The sequence below is a fragment of the Thiorhodococcus minor genome (assembly GCF_010820565.1).
Classification (GTDB): domain Bacteria; phylum Pseudomonadota; class Gammaproteobacteria; order Chromatiales; family Chromatiaceae; genus Thiorhodococcus; species Thiorhodococcus minor.
Genome location: NZ_JAAIJQ010000097.1, coordinates 1 through 18,092, shown reverse-complemented (window position 1 = coordinate 18,092; position 18,092 = coordinate 1). Strand labels below are relative to the sequence as shown.

General features: G+C 67.8%; 15 protein-coding genes. 9 read left to right on the top strand and 6 right to left on the bottom strand.

The features are described from left to right. Nucleotides 1–132: 132 nt before the first annotated feature. The gene (locus G3446_RS22255) at nucleotides 133–693 is read right to left on the bottom strand and encodes a cytochrome b (protein ID WP_342450188.1); all 561 of its coding nucleotides are present in this window, start codon (nucleotides 691–693) and stop codon (nucleotides 133–135) included. A gap of 189 nt (nucleotides 694–882) precedes the next feature. Between G3446_RS22255 and G3446_RS22250 the strand changes: the two genes are divergently transcribed. Next, nucleotides 883–1,782: a methyltransferase domain-containing protein gene (locus G3446_RS22250; RefSeq protein WP_342450187.1), complete on the top strand. Its 900-nt coding sequence runs from the start codon at nucleotides 883–885 to the stop codon at nucleotides 1,780–1,782. Between the two features lie 198 nt (nucleotides 1,783–1,980). On the opposite strand, the gene G3446_RS22245 is transcribed toward G3446_RS22250, so the two are convergent. From G3446_RS22245 to tcuA, 3 genes are read right to left on the bottom strand one after another with little or no spacing between them, the layout of a single operon-like run. Continuing rightward, the gene (locus G3446_RS22245) at nucleotides 1,981–3,384 is read right to left on the bottom strand and encodes a DUF6513 domain-containing protein (protein ID WP_245232691.1); all 1,404 of its coding nucleotides are present in this window, start codon (nucleotides 3,382–3,384) and stop codon (nucleotides 1,981–1,983) included. 53 nt (nucleotides 3,385–3,437) lie between these two features. After that, a complete protein-coding gene (gene tcuB / locus G3446_RS22240) occupies nucleotides 3,438–4,541 on the bottom strand; it encodes a tricarballylate utilization 4Fe-4S protein TcuB (protein ID WP_164455409.1) in 1,104 nt (367 codons plus the stop codon). Further along, nucleotides 4,528–5,931 carry an FAD-dependent tricarballylate dehydrogenase TcuA gene (gene tcuA, locus G3446_RS22235; RefSeq protein ID WP_164455407.1) on the bottom strand — a complete coding sequence of 468 codons (1,404 nt, stop codon included), beginning with the start codon at nucleotides 5,929–5,931 and terminating at the stop codon, nucleotides 4,528–4,530. The genes tcuB and tcuA overlap by 14 nt, the downstream gene beginning before the upstream one ends. A 175-nt stretch (nucleotides 5,932–6,106) precedes the next feature. On the opposite strand from tcuA, the gene cobM reads away from it, so the two are divergent. From cobM to G3446_RS22195, 8 genes are all read left to right on the top strand, one after another. Beyond that, nucleotides 6,107–6,901: a precorrin-4 C(11)-methyltransferase gene (gene cobM, locus G3446_RS22230; protein WP_164455405.1), complete on the top strand. Its 795-nt coding sequence runs from the start codon at nucleotides 6,107–6,109 to the stop codon at nucleotides 6,899–6,901. A gap of 11 nt (nucleotides 6,902–6,912) precedes the next feature. Further along, complete coding sequence (locus G3446_RS22225; protein ID WP_164455404.1) at nucleotides 6,913–8,070, top strand: adenosylcobinamide amidohydrolase; 1,158 nt, start codon at nucleotides 6,913–6,915, stop codon at nucleotides 8,068–8,070. Then, nucleotides 8,061–9,026, top strand: coding sequence for an adenosylcobinamide-phosphate synthase CbiB (cbiB, locus tag G3446_RS22220; RefSeq protein ID WP_164455403.1), 966 nt, complete (start codon nucleotides 8,061–8,063; stop codon nucleotides 9,024–9,026). Before G3446_RS22225 ends, cbiB begins: the two co-directional genes overlap by 10 nt. Nucleotides 9,027–9,187: 161 nt before the next feature. Next, nucleotides 9,188–11,029, top strand: coding sequence for a hypothetical protein (locus G3446_RS22215; protein WP_209262575.1), 1,842 nt, complete (start codon nucleotides 9,188–9,190; stop codon nucleotides 11,027–11,029). 338 nt (nucleotides 11,030–11,367) lie between these two features. Then, a complete protein-coding gene (locus G3446_RS22210) occupies nucleotides 11,368–11,880 on the top strand; it encodes a hypothetical protein (RefSeq protein WP_164455402.1) in 513 nt (170 codons plus the stop codon). Nucleotides 11,881–11,944: 64 nt separating this feature from the next. Then, nucleotides 11,945–12,268: a hypothetical protein gene (locus G3446_RS22205; protein WP_164455401.1), complete on the top strand. Its 324-nt coding sequence runs from the start codon at nucleotides 11,945–11,947 to the stop codon at nucleotides 12,266–12,268. 150 nt (nucleotides 12,269–12,418) lie between these two features. Continuing rightward, nucleotides 12,419–12,640, top strand: a complete 222-nt coding sequence (locus G3446_RS22200; protein ID WP_164455400.1) for a hypothetical protein — start codon at nucleotides 12,419–12,421, stop codon at nucleotides 12,638–12,640. Continuing rightward, nucleotides 12,609–13,646: a hypothetical protein gene (locus G3446_RS22195; RefSeq protein WP_164455399.1), complete on the top strand. Its 1,038-nt coding sequence runs from the start codon at nucleotides 12,609–12,611 to the stop codon at nucleotides 13,644–13,646. Before G3446_RS22200 ends, G3446_RS22195 begins: the two co-directional genes overlap by 32 nt. Here the strand turns inward: G3446_RS22195 and G3446_RS22190 are convergent. Then, nucleotides 13,600–16,818: a PAS domain S-box protein gene (locus G3446_RS22190; protein WP_164455398.1), complete on the bottom strand. Its 3,219-nt coding sequence runs from the start codon at nucleotides 16,816–16,818 to the stop codon at nucleotides 13,600–13,602. The two genes, G3446_RS22195 and G3446_RS22190, sit on opposite strands and share 47 nt — an antisense overlap. Nucleotides 16,819–17,289: 471 nt before the next feature. Then, nucleotides 17,290–17,898 (bottom strand): EF-hand domain-containing protein, encoded by a 609-nt coding sequence (locus G3446_RS22185; RefSeq protein WP_164455397.1) that lies wholly within the window; start codon nucleotides 17,896–17,898, stop codon nucleotides 17,290–17,292. Nucleotides 17,899–18,092: the final 194 nt, after the last annotated feature.

Sequence of the window (18,092 nt, the reverse complement as noted above, 5' to 3'; positions counted from 1 at the left end):
CGGCCGAGCGACGATTGAGCCGCAGGGGCTAATGAGCTCGAGATGTCGCCGTGGGGGCGCCCCCCCCGCGCGCCGCGGGCGGCGGCCACGGGGGGGGGCCGCGCCCCCGGGGGGGGGCCCCGCGGCTGGGCCCTAGGGAAGGCTGATGCGCGTCATGATGCCGTCCTTGAGCTTCCAGTGCTTGAGGCCGGCCGCGATGTGGATCAGCAGCAGGACCGCGACGATCAGTCCGCCGATTCCGTGATAGGTGAACATCATTTCGCCGAGCTCCTTGTTCTCGCCGATGATGCCCGGCAGCGTCATGCCGAAGAACTGAATCGGATAGCCTGAGGCGGCGGTCGCGATCCAGCCGCCGATCGGCAGACCGATCAGGAAGACATAGAGCAGCAGGTGGATGCCGCCGCCGACCAGGCGCTCGATCAGGCCGAGCGGCGGGTCGTAGGCGGGTGGCGGTGTGCGGAAGCGCAGCACCAGGCGCAAGATGGTCAGCAAGAGCACCAGGATGCCGAAGCTCTTGTGGAGCATGTAGACGGTGTTGACGCCTTCGTCGCCAAGCAGGCCCTTGAGGCCCTCGTAACCGAGGGCCCAAAAGCCCAGGCCGGCCATGAGTAGGCCGAAGACCAGAAGGGCAATCAGCCAGTGGAGCAGGCGTTGCAGGAAGGTATAGCGGTTGGTGGTGGCCAAGATCGTCACCTCGCTCTCAATGCTGGGATGGACGGATTCGGAAAGTCTGGGTCCGTGCTGGACCGCGCGCCTATCTTATACGGGCCGAGCCCAAAGGACATCATTCGGCTCGGGCTTGCGCTGCTCGGACAAGGTTGAGGCCCGGAGCGCTCGCCTCAATTGGAAAGGAATCTTCAGCCAAGCAGGCCAGCGCGTCTCGTGACCACTTCCACTCAAGCATCACCCGGCCGGCTAACGACCGCACTGGGCTATCTCAACTGGGTCGTCAATCCCTTTCAGCGCCTGGGCGTGGTCGGAGTCTACGACCTCTTGTCGACGGGCTCGCCCACGGAGCAGGGGCTCTATCTCAACCTGGGCTACTGGCCGGATGCGACGAACCTGGACAGCGCCTGCGATGCCCTGGCGATGCTGGTGGCGGACAGGGCGGGCATGGGGCCAGGCGATCGGGTTCTGGACGTCGGCTACGGCTTCGGCGACCAAGACCTCCTTTGGGCGCGTGAGTCTGGCCCTGAGCACATCATCGGCCTGAATGTGACGGCCTCGCAGGTGACGGTTGCGCGCCAGCGCATCGAGAAGGCGGGGCTCGCCGATCGGATCGATCTGCGCCAGGGCTCCGCGACCCAGATGCCGATTCCGGATGCCTCCGTCGACAAGGTGGTCGCGGTCGAGTGCGCCTTTCACTTCGACACCCGCGAGGCCTTCTTCCGCGAGGCCTGGCGGGTGCTGCGTCCCGGTGGCCGCCTCGTCACAGCGGATATCCTGCCGATGCCCAGGGTCAGCGGCGGCTGGGCGCGTCTGAGGCAGCGCCTGTCCTGGTGGATGGTGGCGAGCAAGTTCGCGATCCCTGAGGCGAACGCCTACACCCGGCCGACCTATCACTCCCTGTTGGCGTTGCGCGGCTTCGAGGAGATCCGCGTCGAGTCGATCCGCGACCAGGTCTATGCGCCGCTGCACGCCTATCTCCAGCAGCATCCGCAGACCGTGCGACGTCTGCACCCGGTCGCCAGACTGGCGGCGCGCTTCGCGCTGCGTTTCGACGCGCGCGGCGTCTACAGCGGTCTGGACTACGTCCTGGCGAGCGCGACCAAGCCTGGCTAGGAGCCTGTCCGACTTGGGGGGATCGAAGCGAGGAAGTGGGAGAGCGAGGCCATTTCGCGCCGGTTTTGAGGCGCATAGCGGGTCTATGTAACGAAAAACCGGCGCGAAAGGGACCCTTCTCCCGGTTCCGCAGCCGATTCATCCTAAGCCGGACAGGCTCCTAGGGAAGGGGGTGCCCTGGCCAAGGGGCGAGCGTGCTCAGCCCCCGGTCGGCTTCTTCTTGCGCTTCGTCGTGCCCGGTGCCTGGTAGCGGCTCATGTCCTCCTCGGGGCGGTCGATGAGGCAGCCCCAGGCGAGCGGGCGGTCCTGGACGTAGCGCTTGCCGAGCTGATGGGCGATCTCGGCGCGTGCCAGCTCCACGCCCAGGTAGAAGGCATGGCTGCCGTCCGCGTCGACCCCGAGGTGCGGATAGAGGGCGAAGGGGTCAGAGTGTGTATGCAGACCGTCACGGTTGTAGACGTGGATACCCAGGGTGCTCACCTGGATGCGGAAGTTGGGGTCGCGGATCTCGCTGGCGAGCTCGCGAATCTCGGTTTCGCTATAGGGGAAGGGGTTGCGCTCATGCAGGCCGGTCAGGCCGCCGTCGATCTGCTTAGGAAGGCTGTTCTCCTGGCGTGCCCAGTACATGACGCGCCGTGCTCGATCGGCCTCGCGGATGGCGGTGCGGCAGTGGGGGCTGACCTGGGTGGTGAGGATGTTGGTGATCCCGAGCTCCGAGATGAGGCCCATGAGGATGGCATTGATGCCGACCGTGTCCGCCTCGGTCAGCTCGGTGAGGTTGCCGACCCCCATGAGGATCTCGACCTCGGGGTGGCTGCGTCTCAGGCTGTGGTAGCGCACGATGGAATCGGCGAAGCCAAAGTGGATGGGGTCGAGGATGGGATCGGCGAGATAGGGCTTGCCGAGTGCCTCCATGCGTGCGATGGCGCGCTCCAGCGAGGCCAGGTCGTTCTGCGGATGCGGGATGATCACGGGCACCGCATCCACCTCCTCGGCGACCCAGAGGCTGTGCTCGTTGAGACTGAGAAGAAAATCCGCACCCGCGCGTCCGGCGACCAGCAGATCTTCCGGGCTCATGGAATCCACGCTGACGCGGTATCCGGCCTCCTTCAGGTATTCGATCGACTGCTCCAGGTGCGGGAAGGGCGTGTCGGGCAGACAGCCAAGGTCGATGACATCGGCGCCCTCCGCCGCGAAGCGCTCGGCTCGCTCGAGGATTTCGTCGACGCTCAGCCGCGGCGCGTCTACGATCTCGGCGAAGATGCGAACGTCATACTTGCCTAAGTCGGCGGGCTTGCCTTCCAGGCCGAAGTACTGAGGCAGATCCATCAGCTCCTCCGGCCCACGCCTGACGGGGACGCCGAAGTGCTGGGTCAGGGTATCCAGGTCGCCACGGCAGCGCCCCGGGATCATGATCCAGTCGGCGCCTTCCGTGTCCGTCAGCCGGCGCTGGATCATCTCGGCGGTCATGAGGGCCGCGACCTTGACGCCCATCTGCCGCACCGACCAGGTGCGGTCCGGCAGGGCCATCTCGGTCAGGATGCGCTTGAGCGGCCGCTCCGCGAGCTGGCCGGTCAGAAAGAGGATGTGCTCGCTCATCATGCCCCTGTGTCGTTGTGACTCAGCTTGAGAGATGGGGCGAGTCGCGGGCTGACTCACTGGCCCCGCTGATTCCCGCGCTCCATGGCCTCCACCAGCAGGGCGATGAAGCGGTAGCCGGCGTGCACCAGCTTACTGTAGGGAATCAGCAAGAAAAGCGCCAATACGCTCCCGAGATGGATCGCGAGGAGCAAGCCCATGGCGCTGGTGTCACGCCAGAGCAGCAGCGCCAAGCCGGTGAGGGCGACGGACAGCAGCAGCATGAGGGCGGCGAGGTCCGCGTTGCGGGCGACCGCTGCCGTGGGCTCCGGGTCTCCCTGCCACTTCAGCCATAGGAGTCCAGCGATTGCGCCGGACATCAGCAGGCCGCCCAGGGTGCCGAGGACGACTGGCGCACTGTCCAGCGGGTAGGGCGCTTGCAGTGCGAGCCCGTGATGATAGTAGGTCGCCACGCAGGTTGCAGCGAAGGTCAGCAGGAGCCCCAGCACCATGACTTGATGGAGCCAGCGGCGCTTGTGCGATGCCCGCTCGTCCAGGTCGTTGCAGCCCGGTCCGCCGCCGCTCAGGTTGCGTAGCAGCAGGACATCGCGCAAGGCAGCCAATAGGGCGCCTGTCGTGACAGGGGCAGCGGCTGTCGCGGTGGCGCGCCAGTATCGGCGCAAGCTGATCCCGATCGAAAACACCGACCACGCAAGCGGCAGCAGCCCCAGCACGACCATCCAGCTCCAAGGCAGCACGCGGTAGAAGGCGCCCGAGCCGGTCTGTCTTGAGAAGAGGGTCTCGGCGGGCGTGCTCAGCAGGGCGAGGGCGACTAGGAGCCCGATGGCGCCGAGCCCGATCGCCAGCGTGGCCATGAGGCTGTGCGCGAGGAGTCCGGCAAGGGGCCGCGGCCAAGCGTAGTCGGCATAGCTCTGGTGGCGCATCTCGGCCAGGGCGCGCGGGACGTTGACGCCGAAACCGTGCGGCGGTGCGTATTGGCAGGCGTAGAGACAGCTCCGGCAGCCGTGGCAGAGGCTCGCGAGGTGGGCGAGGTCGGTATCCGTCAGCCGCGGCCGATGCTTGGCGGCCTCGAAGAGATCGCAAAGGCCGTTGCAGTAGCCGCAGGCGTTGCAGATGCCGAGCACGCGGCGCGCCTCCGCCTGGCGCTCATCCCCGGACATGACGCGCCGCCTCCTGGCCGGCAAGGCGCCCGAAGACGATCCCGATGGTCAGCGCGAGGCCTGAGACATAGCCGCGCGGGATGATGCTCGGCGCCATGATCATGCCGGCGGCGAAGAGGTTCGCAACTGCTCCGCCTTGGCTCAGCCGCACGCGGGCCGTCGTGTCGACGCCGACCCCATGGTAGCTGAAGGTGATGCCGGGGCGCATGGGGAAGGCCGCGAAGGGGGCCTCCGTGAGGGGCAGGGCGAGCCTGGACTTGGGGGGATCCAGTCCGAGGCTGTGCCATCCGGCCCTGTCCGAGGGATCATCCGGCGCGCGGACTGAGGCGTTGTAGCGGGTCAGCGTGGCGTCGAGCGCAGCGGGATGGATGCCAATGCGCTCGGCGAGCCCGCCGACGCTGTCCGCGGTGATCGGCGGGTAGAGCGACGGCGGCGCCTCGCGCAGGCCCCGGGCGTCCAGAATCAGGTGGCCGAGCTGTCCTGGAAAGCCTGCGAGACGCTGACCCCAGACCGCGTAGCGGGTCGAGGCCGTGTCGCCGCCCTCGTCGTGCCTGCGCTGGCCTTCGGTATCCACGACGATGCCCGCCGGCATGGCGCGCACCCGTGTCGCGATCCCACCGTCGTCGGCGGGCGAGCGCGCATCGACCGCGACCAGATAGAGGTGCTTGGGGTCGCCCACGGCCTCGGCCCCCCGATCCAGCAGCGATCTCAAGACGCCGCCTTCAGCGAAGGGTGTTCCTCGGTTGACGAAACCCTCGGCTGCGTCGCCCCAGCATGAGCGCAGCCATGTGCGACTTGCCTGGGCTCCCCCGCAGCAGGCGATGGCTGCACCTGGGTGGAGGGTGCCCGGACGATCGCCAGACTTCAGCGTCACGCCCACCAGGCGGTTCTCGCGGATGGCCAAATCCACGCATTCCGTCTCGTAGGCGACACTGACGCCCAGGTGCTCGGCCCTGGAGTAGAGGGCGTTGATCATGGATTTGCCGCCGCCGAGCAGGAAGGCCGTCTTGCTCGACTGGGGGAGCACGCCGCTCGCGTGCGACTGGAAGTGGACGCCGGCCGCCTCGAGCCAGCCTGTGATGTCCTGGGAGTCCTGGACCAGTAATCGGGCCAGACCCGCATCCAGGGTGCCGGAAGTCGCCCGCTCGAGGTCGGACCAGAAGGCGTCCGCGGGATAGGGGCCGGTCGACAGGGGTGTTTCGCCGGTGTGCGCGAAGCGCAGATTGCGCGAATGACGGGTGTTTCCGCCCCTGAGTGCCCGTGGCGCCTGCTCGACCATCAGCACAGAGGCTCCGGCCTGGCGCGCGGCGATGGCCGCGCAGAGCGCCGCCGTGCCGCCGCCGATGACCAGCACGTCGGGGGCTGGGTCGAGATGCCTTGCATCAGGCATCGAGGCGGACGCGGATCTGGCGGGCTGCCGGGCGTGATGCTGGGTTTGACAAGGGCGGGCGCGACTTAGAAGAATACTCAGCTTTATCGCCGCACAATACGCAAGGTCAGTCATCCCATGCAAGACATCCTATTGCCCTGCCGCCGCCTAGGCCTGGCCGAGCGCGATCACCCCCATGGGTAAGGTCTGGTTCGTCGGCGCCGGCCCTGGCGCGCCGGATCTCATCACGGTGCGCGGTGCCCGGCTGCTCTCCGAGGCGGGCGCCATCCTCTACACCGGCTCCTTGGTCGCCAAGACGGTGCTCGAGTGGGCGCCCGAGGGCTGTGAGATCGCGGACTCCAAGTCCATGGACCTGCAGCAGGTGACAGCCTGGCTGCTGGAGCGCGCGCAGCGCCATGAGACCGTGGTGCGGCTGCAGACGGGCGACCCGACCCTCTACGGCGTACTGGCCGAGCTGGCGCGTCCGCTGGACGAGGCGGGAATCCCGGTCGGCATCGTCTCCGGCGTCTCGTCGGCCATGGCCTCGGCCGCCGCGGCGGGGGAGTGCCTGACCCTGCCCGAGGTGACCCAGACGGTCATCTTCACCCGACTCTCAGGGCGGACCCAGATGCCGGAGCGCGAGTCCTTCGCCTCACTGGCGGCACACCAGTGCACCCTCTGCATCTTCCTGTCGATCGAGCGGATCCAGGCGGTCGCCGACCATCTGATCGCCGCCGGCTGGCAGGCGGGGGCGCCCGTGGTCGTGGTCCACAAGGCGACCTGGCCCGATGAGGAGCTGGTGCTGCGCGGAACCCTGCAAGACATCGCCGAACGCTGCCGGGAGGCCAAGGTCGAGCGGCAGGCCTTGATTCTGGTCAGCCCGGCGCTGGGCGCGCGCGCGCGAACGGCGACCCAGCCGTCCAAGCTGTATGATGCCGCCTTTCCCCGCCGTTTTCGCCCGGCCCGTCCCTCGGGCGCGGCGACGGACTAGCCGACGATCCCATGCTGCTCGAAGACACGGACCGCTATGCGCTCAGTCGTGAAGGACGTTATCTCTCCGCGATCTTCAAGCGCCCGCATCGGGTCCTCAGTACCTGCCGCCTCAACGGCGGGCTGCGCGAGGACCTGACCCACATCGCCAATCACCAGAGCTGCGAGGGTGTCGCCCATGTCGTCAGGGACAACCTGGCGTCGGGACACCAGGCCTATCATCGTCACGCCTGTGCCGCCGGCGAGCTGCCGCCGGAATCGACCGCGCTCATGGCGACTGCCGCCAACATGCAATGCGCGACGCTCGCCCAGGCCGCCTACGAGGACCTCGCCGTGTCCGTCGTCGCGACCGCCGGCGTGCTCGGCAACGCGACGCGCGCCGGCGATCCGGCCGGCTGGCATGAGCACCCGGACGGCAGTCGCCCGGTCGACCGCGCGGCCCATGGCTCGACCGAGGTCTCTCCCGCGGAGTCTGGATCCGGGACCATCGTCACCCTAGTGCTCATCAACCAGGCCTGCACGCCGGCCTGCTTGGTGCGCGCCGCGACCATGGTCACCGAGGGCAAGAGCGCCGCGGTGCTGGATTTGCGCATGCCGAGCCTGCAATCCAGCGGCCTGGCGACCGGAACTGGAACGGATCAGCTCGCCATTGCGGCCCCGCTCGCGCGCGACGGCGAATGGGAGCGGCACTGGGCCGGGAGCCACAACACTCTTGGCGAGCTGGTCGGGCGGGCGACGCACGAAGCAGTGACCCGCTGCCTGCTGCTGCAGAACGGGCTGTGCCCAGAGCTGCGCCGCTCCTTGCTTGCGGCGCTCGGTCGTCATGGCTGCGACGAGCCGACCTTGCGCGAGGTGGCACGCACCGAGCTCGAGTCGCGCGATGCCCACTGTTTCGAGCAGAATCTGCTCGCCATCGTGCATGATCCCATGAGCGCCGCGGCGGCCTATGGCATGGCCGAGATCCTGGACCTGGCCCGGGCCGGGGTGCTGCACGCCGAGGTCGCCCAGGAGGCGACCTTGAACCAGGCGGCGCTGCTCGCGGCCGCCGTCGCGGTCCGCCCGCGGGCGCTCAGCGAATTTCGGGCAGCGCTGCAACCGCATCAGGGTCTAACGCCTGGGCGTTTCGCGGCGCTCGCGGTCGTCAAAGGGTTCGAGAGGAAATGGATATGAACGAGCACCTTGCCCTCGTCATCGGGGCCTTTCTGCTGGATGTCGCCTTCGGTGATCCCGCCTACAGATTCCATCCCGTGCGTCTGATCGGCAACTGGATCCTGGTCAGCGAGCGGCTTCTGTTCGCGCGCGGACGCAGCGACCGCAGGGCCGGCGTCATTCACTGGCTGATGGTCGTCCTGGGGGCGCTGGCCGCCTGGCTGGCGATCCATCTGGCATTGCTGCTGGTGAGTCCGGCACTCGCCACGGTCTGGGATCTCTATATCGCCTACAGTCTCCTGTCCTTCCGTGGACTGCTCGCGCAGGGGCAGCGTGTCCTCAGGAGTCTGGAGGATCTCCCCAAGGCGCGCGAGCACATGCGAATGCTGGTCGGGCGGGATACCGAGCCGCTGCAGCGTGACGGCATCGTCCGCGCGGCCATCGAGAGTCTGTCCGAGAACCTGACGGACGGGGTCCTGACGCCCCTCCTGGCGCTCTGTCTCTTCGGCCTGCCGGGCCTCATCGTGGTGAAGGCCGTCTCGACCCTGGATTCCATGGTCGGCTACAAGAGCGAGCGCTACCGCGACTTTGGCTGGCTGAGCGCGCGCAGCGACGACTGGACGAACTGGCTGCCGGCCCGCCTCTCGGTCGCCCTGATCGCACTCTCGGCGGCCTTCCTGCGGCTGCACCCGCTGCTCGCGATTCGCTCCGCCCTGAGGTACCACGCCATCCTGCCAAGCCCGAACTCCGGGTGGAGCGAGGCCGCCTGCGCGGGTGCCCTGCGCGTGCGCCTGCTCGGCCCCGTCTGGTCCGAGGGGCAGCTCGTCAATGAGACCTACATGGGCGACCCGGATTGGCCGGCCGACCTGGGGCCGGATCACCTGCGAGCGGCGCTCGATATCATCCTGATCTGCGGCCTGCTCGCCTTCGTGCTGGGTGTGGTCGTCGCACCGCTGCGCATGCTGATGCCCTGGTGAGCCGATTGCGCGAGCCGCAGGTGCCTGCGGCTCGCCTGTCATCAAACCTTCACACCTGATGCCCCTGTTGTGGTGTAGCTTGCGAGACTCGCCACGAATTTCACGCGCAACGGCCGTGCCCTTGGATCGGCCGCGGCAGGTGTCGGTGCTGGATGTATCCAATGGGTGTTGCAGACTTCGGAGCCCCGCATCTCCGCCTTAGGGCCAGCTTCTTGGCCGCTTGCTCCTGTCTCCTGGTCGCCTGGCTCGGCTGGTCCGCCGCGCTTCAGGGCGAGAACGCCGCGCCCAGCGGTGCGCAGCCATCGCCGCAGATCGCCCAGTCCCCAGTGGTCCGGGACGCGCGGGTGCGCAGCCCCGTCGCCTATGTCGTGCCGCAGTGCTATGTCTTGCCAAGCGCTGCCGACGGCGCCGTCCGCAATCCCTGCTATATCTGCCATCAGCGCGGCCAGGCCCCGAACTACATCGACGACAGCAGTTTTCAGCAGAGCTTCGAGATGGCCTCCGCCGCCCTGGAGAACCCATGGTCGAATCTTTTCGAGGACCGCTCCGCGCGGAGCGCACTGATCGACGATGACTGGATGCGGAATTACGTCAGGGTCAGCAACTACAGGGCATCCGACGGCGTGCTCTTGCTGCCGCCGCGCTTGAGGGCGCTGCCCGGGGACTGGGACCTCGACCAGGACGGCGCCTGGAACGGCTATATTCCGGACGCCTACTTCCGGTTCGATGACCTCGGCTTCGATCTCGGCCCGACGGGCGATCCGACCGGCTGGCGCGCCTTCCTCTACTATCCGCTGCCCGGCACCTACTGGCCGACCAATGGCTCGGCCGGCGACGTGCTGATTCGTCTCGCCGACGTCTTTCGGCGCGACGCGGACGGCAAGCTCGACCGCGCTGTCTACCGGTTGAACCTGGCCATCGTCGAGGCCTTGATCAAGCACGCGGACGTGGCGATCGACCCGGTCGATGAGCGCCTTTATGGCGTCGACCTCGACAAGGACGGCACCCTGGGCATGGCCGCGCAGGTTGGCTACGACTGGGCGCCCTTGGAGGGTCGCTCCATGTCCTACGTCGGCATGGCCGCGACCGCCCAACGGGCCGGCAAGGTGCATCTGGCCGCAGGTCTCTTTCCCGAGGGTACCGAGCTGCTTCAGAGCTTGCGCTACCTGGACGTCGACGACCGCGGGCGTGTCAGACCCGCCGCGCGTATGAAGGAGCTGCGCTACGCCAGGAAGAACGCCTGGTACAGCTATTCCGAGCTCAAGGGCATCGCGGATCGGGAGGGCGCGGAGCGGCGCGAGTACGAGAACGACGTCCTCAAACAGGCTCCAGGCGATTATGAGCGGGGCCTTTTCGCCCAGGGCTGGGTCTACCAGGGCTTCATCGAAGACGCGCACGGCCACCTCAGGCCGCAGACGCAAGAGGAGACCCTCTACTGCATGGGCTGCCATGGCGGCGTGGGCGTTACCACGGATACCACCTTCGCCTTCGCGCGCAAGCTGGATGCGGGGCGCGCCGATCACGGCTGGGGACATTGGTCCCTGCAGGACGTCTTCGCAATCGCGGAGCCGGTCGTCGAGGTCGCGGGCCTGGGCGCCCGCCCCGAGTACAGCCACTTCATCCTGTCGACGCGCTCCGGCAGCGACTTCTTGGTCAACGCCGAGCTCGAGGCCCGCTTCTTCGGCAGCTCGGGCCGTCCGCGAGCCGACGCCTTCGAGCGGCTTCACCAGGACATCTCGCTGGCGCTGCTGCCCTCGCCGGAGCGCGCCATGCAGCTCAACAAGGCCTATCGCACCATCGTCGAGGACCAGGACTTCGTGCGCGGTCGCGACGTCAATCTCCGGCCGGTGACGCGCCTGCTCGCCGTGGTCCCCAAGGACCTGCCGACGGGCATCCAGCGCCCCATCCAGATCCGCTCCCTGCCGAGCGCCCGCCAGACCGAGCTGAGCGCCAAGGCGAGCCCGCCCAGCAGCGAGGCCGCCGTCTCCTCCTCAGCCCCTTGAGCGCGAGCCCGCCGTCGGGCGGGCCATCCCCGATCCTCCTTTACGCATCCAGCCCCGGGCCCGCGTTGACGGGTTTTCGACCCTGACCTAGGCTGGCGTGATCCGGGCTTGGGGCTGAGTTGAGGAGAGCTGAGATGGTTGGGCGGATTCTCTGTTCCCGCTTCGGCAGGGAGCTGCCTCTCTTGGTGCCCATGCCAAGCGATTTCCGGTCATTCTTTGCGCCCTTTGCGCCTTAGCGATTCCAAATGCCAAGCTCAGGCTGCAATGCCCTGCGCATGGACCGCCCCTAGCACACCTCGAAGCCCCTCGGGCTGGCGCTGATCCTGCTTGTCTTTGGCATGGCCTGGATCCCTCGACACCTTTGCGCCGACGCCACGCTGCTCAGCGGAGCTGTGAGCCTGGGCTATGACAGCCATCCCGCCCAGAGCCGAGACGGCCCAGAGCTGGCTTTCTCGCGCGATTCGCTCGATCTCTCCCGCCGCGTCCCTTGGCAGGCGTCTAGGCTCGGTCTCTCGGTCGGTGGCTGGTATCCCGACTACGAGGCGGACAACGATAGCTACCGTTTGACCCTGCGCTCGGATCGGTCGCATGACCTCTGGGAAGGCATGGGACTGCTGCGCCTGGGGCTCGAAGGCGCGGCCTACCGCGATGCCCTGGTGCCCGCGGATGCGCGCGATGAGCTGGCCTTTTCGGCACGTTTCGCCCGTATCCTGGGGGCGCGGGCGACGGTCGGGCTGACGGCGGAGGCGCGCCGTTTGGACGACCGCAACGCCTCGCTCCCTTGGGCCGGCCGTCCGGGGGCCAGCCCGTCCAGGCAGGGGCGCGGGCAGGGGCCTGGCGCCCCGCCGTGACGACGCTCTCTTCGCCGCCGGTCTGGAGATGCCCTAAGATTGGTCCCCGGATATCTCGACGGGCTTGTCTCTGACCGGGGCCCGCTGCGACTCGCCGGTGCCCGTGCAAGCCTATTGGCGGCGCGGAGCCGGTCTGGCCCTGGAGGTCATGCCGCGCGCGGACCGGCGAATCGGTCTGGGCCTGAGCTTTTCCAGGACGGATTATGATCGAGCCCCGCGTCGCCTGGCGCGAACCGACGATCAGCTCGGCGCCAGCCTGGAGGTGCGTCGCGCCCGCGGCGCGGTCGAGGGCTTCTGTACCCTTGCCTGGACGAACAGCGACTCGACGGTCGAATCGCGCTCCTTTCGCCAATGGGCGAGCACCTGTGGTCTGGCTTGGACCGATTAGGCGGTGTGCCTGGCCCATCGCTGCCTGCCTACTGTCGGCGAGCCTCGTCTTCGCCCATGCCGCCGAGCCGGCGCTCGCGCGGGTGCTGGCAATCGACGGCGATCGGGTTACCTTGGCCTTGGATCCAGGCCCCGGGCCGCCGAGCGGCGCATGATCTTCCTGATCGAGCAGGTTGCGCTGCGCGAGCGTCTCGAGGCCGGGAGCCTGGTGCGCGTCTGGCCTGGGCAGGAATCCGGGCCGGGCGGGGTCAATCTGGGCGCCCGCTTGTCTCCACTTCAGTCCGATCTCTCCGGGGCCGATCGCACCGGTGTGCGGGCGCGGCTCATGTATGGCGCGGAGCGTGGCTTCGGTGGTGGTCGCGGTGGCCGATGAGCCGCGTCGCGGGCGTCTCCCAGCACCCCGGATCGGGCATCTGCTCGTCTTCGGGCTCCTCTTTGCCATGGTGCTGGCATGGTTCTTCCTGCAGACGCGCCAAGCGCAGCGGATCTTCCTGGAGGACGCGAGCGAGCACTCGCGGCTGCTCGCCGACGCCGTGGTGCTGCACACGCGCGGTGCGCGCCTGGCCGAGGAGGCGACCGAGACCATCCTGTCGAGCTTCCTGGCGAGCTCCGCGCGTTTCGTGGCCTATCTCGACGGCATCGCGCCCTTTCGCTCCGACGAGCTTGCCGCCTTCGCTCAGGAGGCCGGCCTGTCGATGATTCGCATCATTCGGCCCGACGGGATCGTCCAGGGACCCGAGGGCCAGCTCGCCGACCTTCCCGGGGACTGCGCGCCGCTCGGGCGCCTCATCCGCCTGGAGTCGGCACACCAGATCCTGCTTGGCGTGCGATCCCAGTCGGATGAAGGCTGCATCCCGGTCGGGATGGACAGCCGCCAGATCGAGGCCCTTGAGGCGGCGATCGGCGTCTCCCGCGCCTTGACGGCCGTGCGCGAGCTGCCCGGTGTCCTCGTCGTACGATTGGTGCAGGGCGCTGGCGATGGCGACGCTGGGGCGGCCGATGTCGAGCAGCCCCTCGTCAGGTTACGCCATGCCGCCAGGGGCGACGTGGTGGCGCATGCGCGTGCCTCGATCGACGGCTCGACGCTGCTCCTCGATCTGGATGCCGGCCCCTTGCTCGCGATGCGAGAGCGGCTGTGGTGGGAGTTTCTCGGCTTCGTTGCGGTGCTGACTCTCTCTGGCGCGCTCGGGGCATGGCTCCTCTACCATCATCAGCGTGCCCATGAGCGTCGGCTCCTAAACTACGAGCGCAGGCTCTCCACGCAGCGCGCGGAAGCGGGGCTTGGACGACAGACCGGCTTAGCTGGAGAATCTAATCAGGATGGGTTATCGGCTATCTGGTCGGCCCGGGTCGACAACTGGCGTCAGGCTCGACAATAGTGTCGAGGCTCGGGCGGCGCGGGCGTGACGCCGAGGGATGCGGCTTTTGGGGCGTTGCGGTCGTCGCGGTCTGGGGCTCGCAGGCTTGGCTAGCGCTAGCTGGCGGCTCGCCCAGCACCTCCGCGAGGGAGTGCAGCGCCTGGTCGATGCGATCGATGAGCGGTAAGAGCTGAGATGCGTCCCGGAGGTCGTCATCGCGCAGCGCGGCATCGAGCTGGCCGGCGGTTTCCGCGACCGCATGCGCCCCCAAATTCGCCGCAGCACCCTTGAGCCGGTGGGCGAGCGCGCGGACCTTCGACGGCTCGTTGGCGGCGACCAGCTCGACCATCTGCGCCGGGTCGTCGCCATGGTTCTTCGTGAGGTAGCACAGCAGCTCGACGAGCTTGTCTTGATTGCCGCGCAGCACAGAGAGGCCGCGCTTCACGTCCATGCCTGGTAACCGCGCGATGCGCGAAAAAACGTCTCGCCGACCTAGGGGCGCCGTCGGCTCGGTCTGCTCCGTCGCTTCCTCGGAGTAGACGCGATCCGCCTCGGCTTCGGCGTCTTCGCGGGTGGGCAGCCAGCTGAGAAGGGTCGCGAAGAGACTCGCCGGCTCCACGGGCTTGGAGACGAAGCCGTTCATGCCGGCTGCGAGACAGGCGCGGCGGTCGTCGCTGAAGGCATTCGCCGTCATGGCGAGGATGGGGATCTCGGCCCAGCCGGGCAGGGCGCGGATCCTGCGCGTGGCTTCCATGCCGTCCATGAGCGGCATCTGGACGTCCATTAGAGCTAGGGCATAGCGCTTTCGCCGCGCCTTCTCGACGGCCTCTTGCCCGTCTTCGGCGGTGTCGACCGACAGCCCCACCGCGCTGAGCAAGTCGATCGCCACCTCGCGGTTGATGGCGTTGTCTTCGGCCAGAAGGAGAGGAGTCCCGCTATGCGTCTTGCGCAGCAAGGACTCCGCCTGGGACGGATCCGAGCCTTTGGTCGCAGGGGATCCGGTGCCGCGCGCGAGCCAAGCGGTGAGCCAGAAGGTGCTGCCCTTGCCGAGCGCGCTCTCCACGCCAGTCTCTCCGCCCATGATCTCTGCGAGGCGCAGGGTGATCGCCAGCCCGAGGCCGGTGCCGCCGAAGCGCCGGGTGGTCGAGGCATCCGCCTGCTCGAAGGCCTGAAAGAGATGGGGGATCGTCACGGGGGCAAGGCCGATCCCACTGTCCTGGACTTCGAGGCGGACCTTCATGCGGTCGCCGAGTCTTTCCAGAATGCGTCCCGACAGCCGGATCTCGCCATGCTCGGTGAACTTGACGGCGTTGCTGGCGTAATTGAGCAGGGCCTGACTCAGGCGCGTGGCGTCGCCGTGCAGCCAATCGGGCAGATCGCCCTGATCGATGCTGACACGAAGCCCTTTGCTGCGTGCCGTCTCGCCGATGAGCGAGGCGACGTGATCCAGGACGTCGCCGATGGCGAAGTCACGGGCCTCCAGGGTGAGCTTGCCGGCCTCGATCTTCGACAGGTCCAGGATGTCGTTGATGATGCAGAGCAGGTGCCGCGCGGCCTGGTCGATCTTGCCGAGCCGCTCTGCTTGGGCGGGTGTGGTGCCGTCGCGGCGCAGCAAGTGCGTGAGGCCGAGGATCGCGTTCATCGGGGTGCGGATCTCGTGACTCATGTTGGCCAGGAACTCGCTCTTGACCTTGGCGAGCCGCTCGGCCTCGTTGCGCGCCGCGACTAGGTCCGCCGTTCGCGCGTCCACCAGATCCTGCAGGTGGGCGCGGTGGGCGTGAAGCTCGGCCTCGACGCGGCGCTCTTCCGTGAGATCGTGCATGGCGACGAGCATGCCGCTGGCCGATCCCTTCTCCCCTCGGATGATGCGTGCGCGACCGCGGATGGGATTTCGCGCCGGGTTGAGCGGGTTGTCGGCCTCCCAGACGAAGTCCGTATCGCGCCGCTCGCGCAGCGCCCGGCAGATCGCGCAGGCGTCGTGCTTGCAATGCGGCGCGATGATGGTGGAGATCTGCTGGCCCTGCGCGCTCTCCGGCGTTCGACCGGTGAAATCGAAAAAGGCGCGGTTGGCTCGGACTAGCCGGCCCTCCGCATCGAGGACGTAGAGCACGTCGTCGAACTGATTCATGGCCTCCGCCCAGGCCTTCTCCGCCCGCTCCAAGGCGTGCTCGGCGGCTCTGAGCTCGCTGAGATCCACGGCGGTGCCGACCGATGCCCGCCGCCCCTCGTAGATGACGCCCTTGCCCCACACCAGCATCTCGAAGGTGGAGCCATCCTTCCTCAGTGCCTTGACCTCGTAGGGGCGCCCGGGCTCTCCGGCGGCGCGCTGGCGCAGGTTGGCCGAGACGCGCTCGCGCTCCTCGCGGGCAAGGAAGTCCGCCGGACCGAGATGATCGATGAGCGCCTCGGGCGAGCATCCCAGCATCTGGGCGAAGGCGGGGTTGACGTAGCGGAAGCGCAGGTCCTGGACGATATAGATCCCGAGGAGGCTGGCCTCCATGGTCTCCTTGAAGAGACGGTCACGCGCCTGTGTTGCCTTGTGCTCGCTGATGTCGCGGATGCAGCCCATCATGCGCAGCGCGCGTCCCTCGGGGTCGCGCTCGACGACGCGGCCTCGGTCCTCGACCCAGATGAAGGTGTCATCCGAGCATCTCATGCGGTGCTCGCTGTGGTAGTTCTGGTCGTTCGCGAGTGTGGTCTCGATGGCGTGGCGGACCCTAGTCCTGTCCGCGTCATGGATCATGGCCAGAAAGTCCTCGACGGGGTGCTCGAGGTAGCCCTCATCGAGACCCAGGAGGCGACACCAGCGGAGATTGTGGCGGACGCGGTTGGAGCGGATGTCCCAATCCCAGATACCTTCGCCCGTTGCCTCGATGGCGCGGACCCATTCCTGCTCGCGTTGCGCGAGCTTCTGAGCGTAGCCGGCGATGCGTGCCTTGAGCCGCTGATTCGCAACGCCGAGGATGGCGCCGGTTCTTCTCCATGCGTGCCAAAGCAAGAGTGCCAAGGGCAGCAGGAGCAGATTGGCCAGCAAGCTCGCCCACAAGAGGCCGTCGGGATAGGCAATGGGGGCGGTCTGCGCCGGCGCGAGCGCTTCGGCGATGCCCTCGGCGGCCCAGCAGAGCTGGACCGCAGAGGAGAGGAGTGCGAGGCGCGCGAGCGCAAGCGCCGGACGCTGTGCCTTGCCGTTCATGGCGTGCTCCCTGACCCTGCGATGCAATCTTTACGAGTGCGGCCGACCATGGCGTCCTTCCGAGCTGGGCAGGTCTCCTCGTCCGGGCCTGTCCTTGGCGTCTGAGTCGAATGCGCCCCATGCTACTGCGCGGGGCGGTCGCCATCACCCGGCAATCAGCTGAAGTTCGGGTCCTGTCACAAAGCCGGGCCCCGTCGAGTCTTGGGGAGATCTGTCGCGGGCCCACCAGGGGCGCTGGGTCGCCGCATACGGAGCGTGGCTCATCTGCTTTGAGCATAGACCAGCCACTCAATGAGGGCTTCTGGATGCGGATGCGAGTGACCGGCAGCTTGGCGTGAATCTGACTCAGGGCAGGGCGGCAAGGCCGCGCGGAGTCAGGCGGATGACGACACTTGCGCTAGGCGCGCTGTTCCAATGACCTAAGTAAAGGGGCAGCGCGCGGGTGCGTCCGGGGAGCGCGGTCGGCGTGCCTCAGGGCCGCTGGGGCGCCATTGGTCCTTGCATCATCTGCGAGCGATGCTCGGCCTGTCCCCTCGCGAATTCTTCGGGGTCGACCTGGCCATCGTCATCGAGGTCGATCGATTCGAAGCTCGGGGCGCTACCAGCGTTGCGCATTGGATAGCCCTGCTGAGCGCGCTCGGCAATGCGATTTGCGCGGGCCTGATAGAACTCCTTTTGGCCGATCGTGCCATTGCCGTCGAGATCGAAGTCGCCGAAGGCCGGCATGTTGCGGCCCATGCCGCGTCCGGCGCCAGGTCCCATCCCCATACCGCGACGGCCTTGCATCCGGCCTTGGCGGAAGGCGTTGAATTCATCCTGCGTCATCTGGCCGTCGCCGTTCTGGTCGAAATCGGCGAAGCTGGGCGCGTTTGCGGCACCACGCCTGGGGGCGCCAGCGGATGCGCGTGCGGCCATGCGCTCGGCGCGCGAGGTGGCGAATTCCTGCTCGGACACGACGCCGTTGCTGTCGCGATCGAAACCCGAGAATGTCATGGGGCCCGGCCCTTGGCCGAGAGCGGGCAGTGCGGTGGATGCCGCGATGGCGGCGAGGAGTGCGAGCCTGTGCGTGGGGTATTTCATGGTGCTCTCCATGGGTGTGCCGACCTCGGTCGGCGAGGTTGTCGAGCCTGGCACCGCCAGGCTTCGCGCCGGGCGGTGCCAATGGATTGATTCCTTTGCCGGGGAACGAAGGGGACAGTGCGGCCTGGCAAGGCCGCGTGTTCTAGCGGGTGTGACTCCCGCCTGGGTAATCGTGCGCCGCGAGCCCAGTATCG

Bases quoted from the DNA above. Each gene is read 5' to 3' on its own strand.
- G3446_RS22245 (WP_245232691.1), bottom strand. From the start codon at position 3,384: ATGATGAGCGAGCACATCCTCTTTCTGACCGGCCAGCTCGCGGAGCGG.
- tcuB (WP_164455409.1), bottom strand. From the start codon at position 4,541: ATGTCCGGGGATGAGCGCCAGGCGGAGGCGCGCCGCGTGCTCGGCATC.
- tcuA (WP_164455407.1), bottom strand. From the start codon at position 5,931: ATGCCTGATGCAAGGCATCTCGACCCAGCCCCCGACGTGCTGGTCATC.
- cobM (WP_164455405.1), top strand. From the start codon at position 6,107: ATGGGTAAGGTCTGGTTCGTCGGCGCCGGCCCTGGCGCGCCGGATCTC.
- G3446_RS22225 (WP_164455404.1), top strand. From the start codon at position 6,913: ATGCTGCTCGAAGACACGGACCGCTATGCGCTCAGTCGTGAAGGACGT.
- cbiB (WP_164455403.1), top strand. From the start codon at position 8,061: ATGGATATGAACGAGCACCTTGCCCTCGTCATCGGGGCCTTTCTGCTG.
- G3446_RS22215 (WP_209262575.1), top strand. From the start codon at position 9,188: ATGGGTGTTGCAGACTTCGGAGCCCCGCATCTCCGCCTTAGGGCCAGC.
- G3446_RS22210 (WP_164455402.1), top strand. From the start codon at position 11,368: ATGGCCTGGATCCCTCGACACCTTTGCGCCGACGCCACGCTGCTCAGC.
- G3446_RS22200 (WP_164455400.1), top strand. From the start codon at position 12,419: ATGATCTTCCTGATCGAGCAGGTTGCGCTGCGCGAGCGTCTCGAGGCC.
- G3446_RS22190 (WP_164455398.1), bottom strand. From the start codon at position 16,818: ATGAACGGCAAGGCACAGCGTCCGGCGCTTGCGCTCGCGCGCCTCGCA.
- G3446_RS22185 (WP_164455397.1), bottom strand. From the start codon at position 17,898: ATGAAATACCCCACGCACAGGCTCGCACTCCTCGCCGCCATCGCGGCA.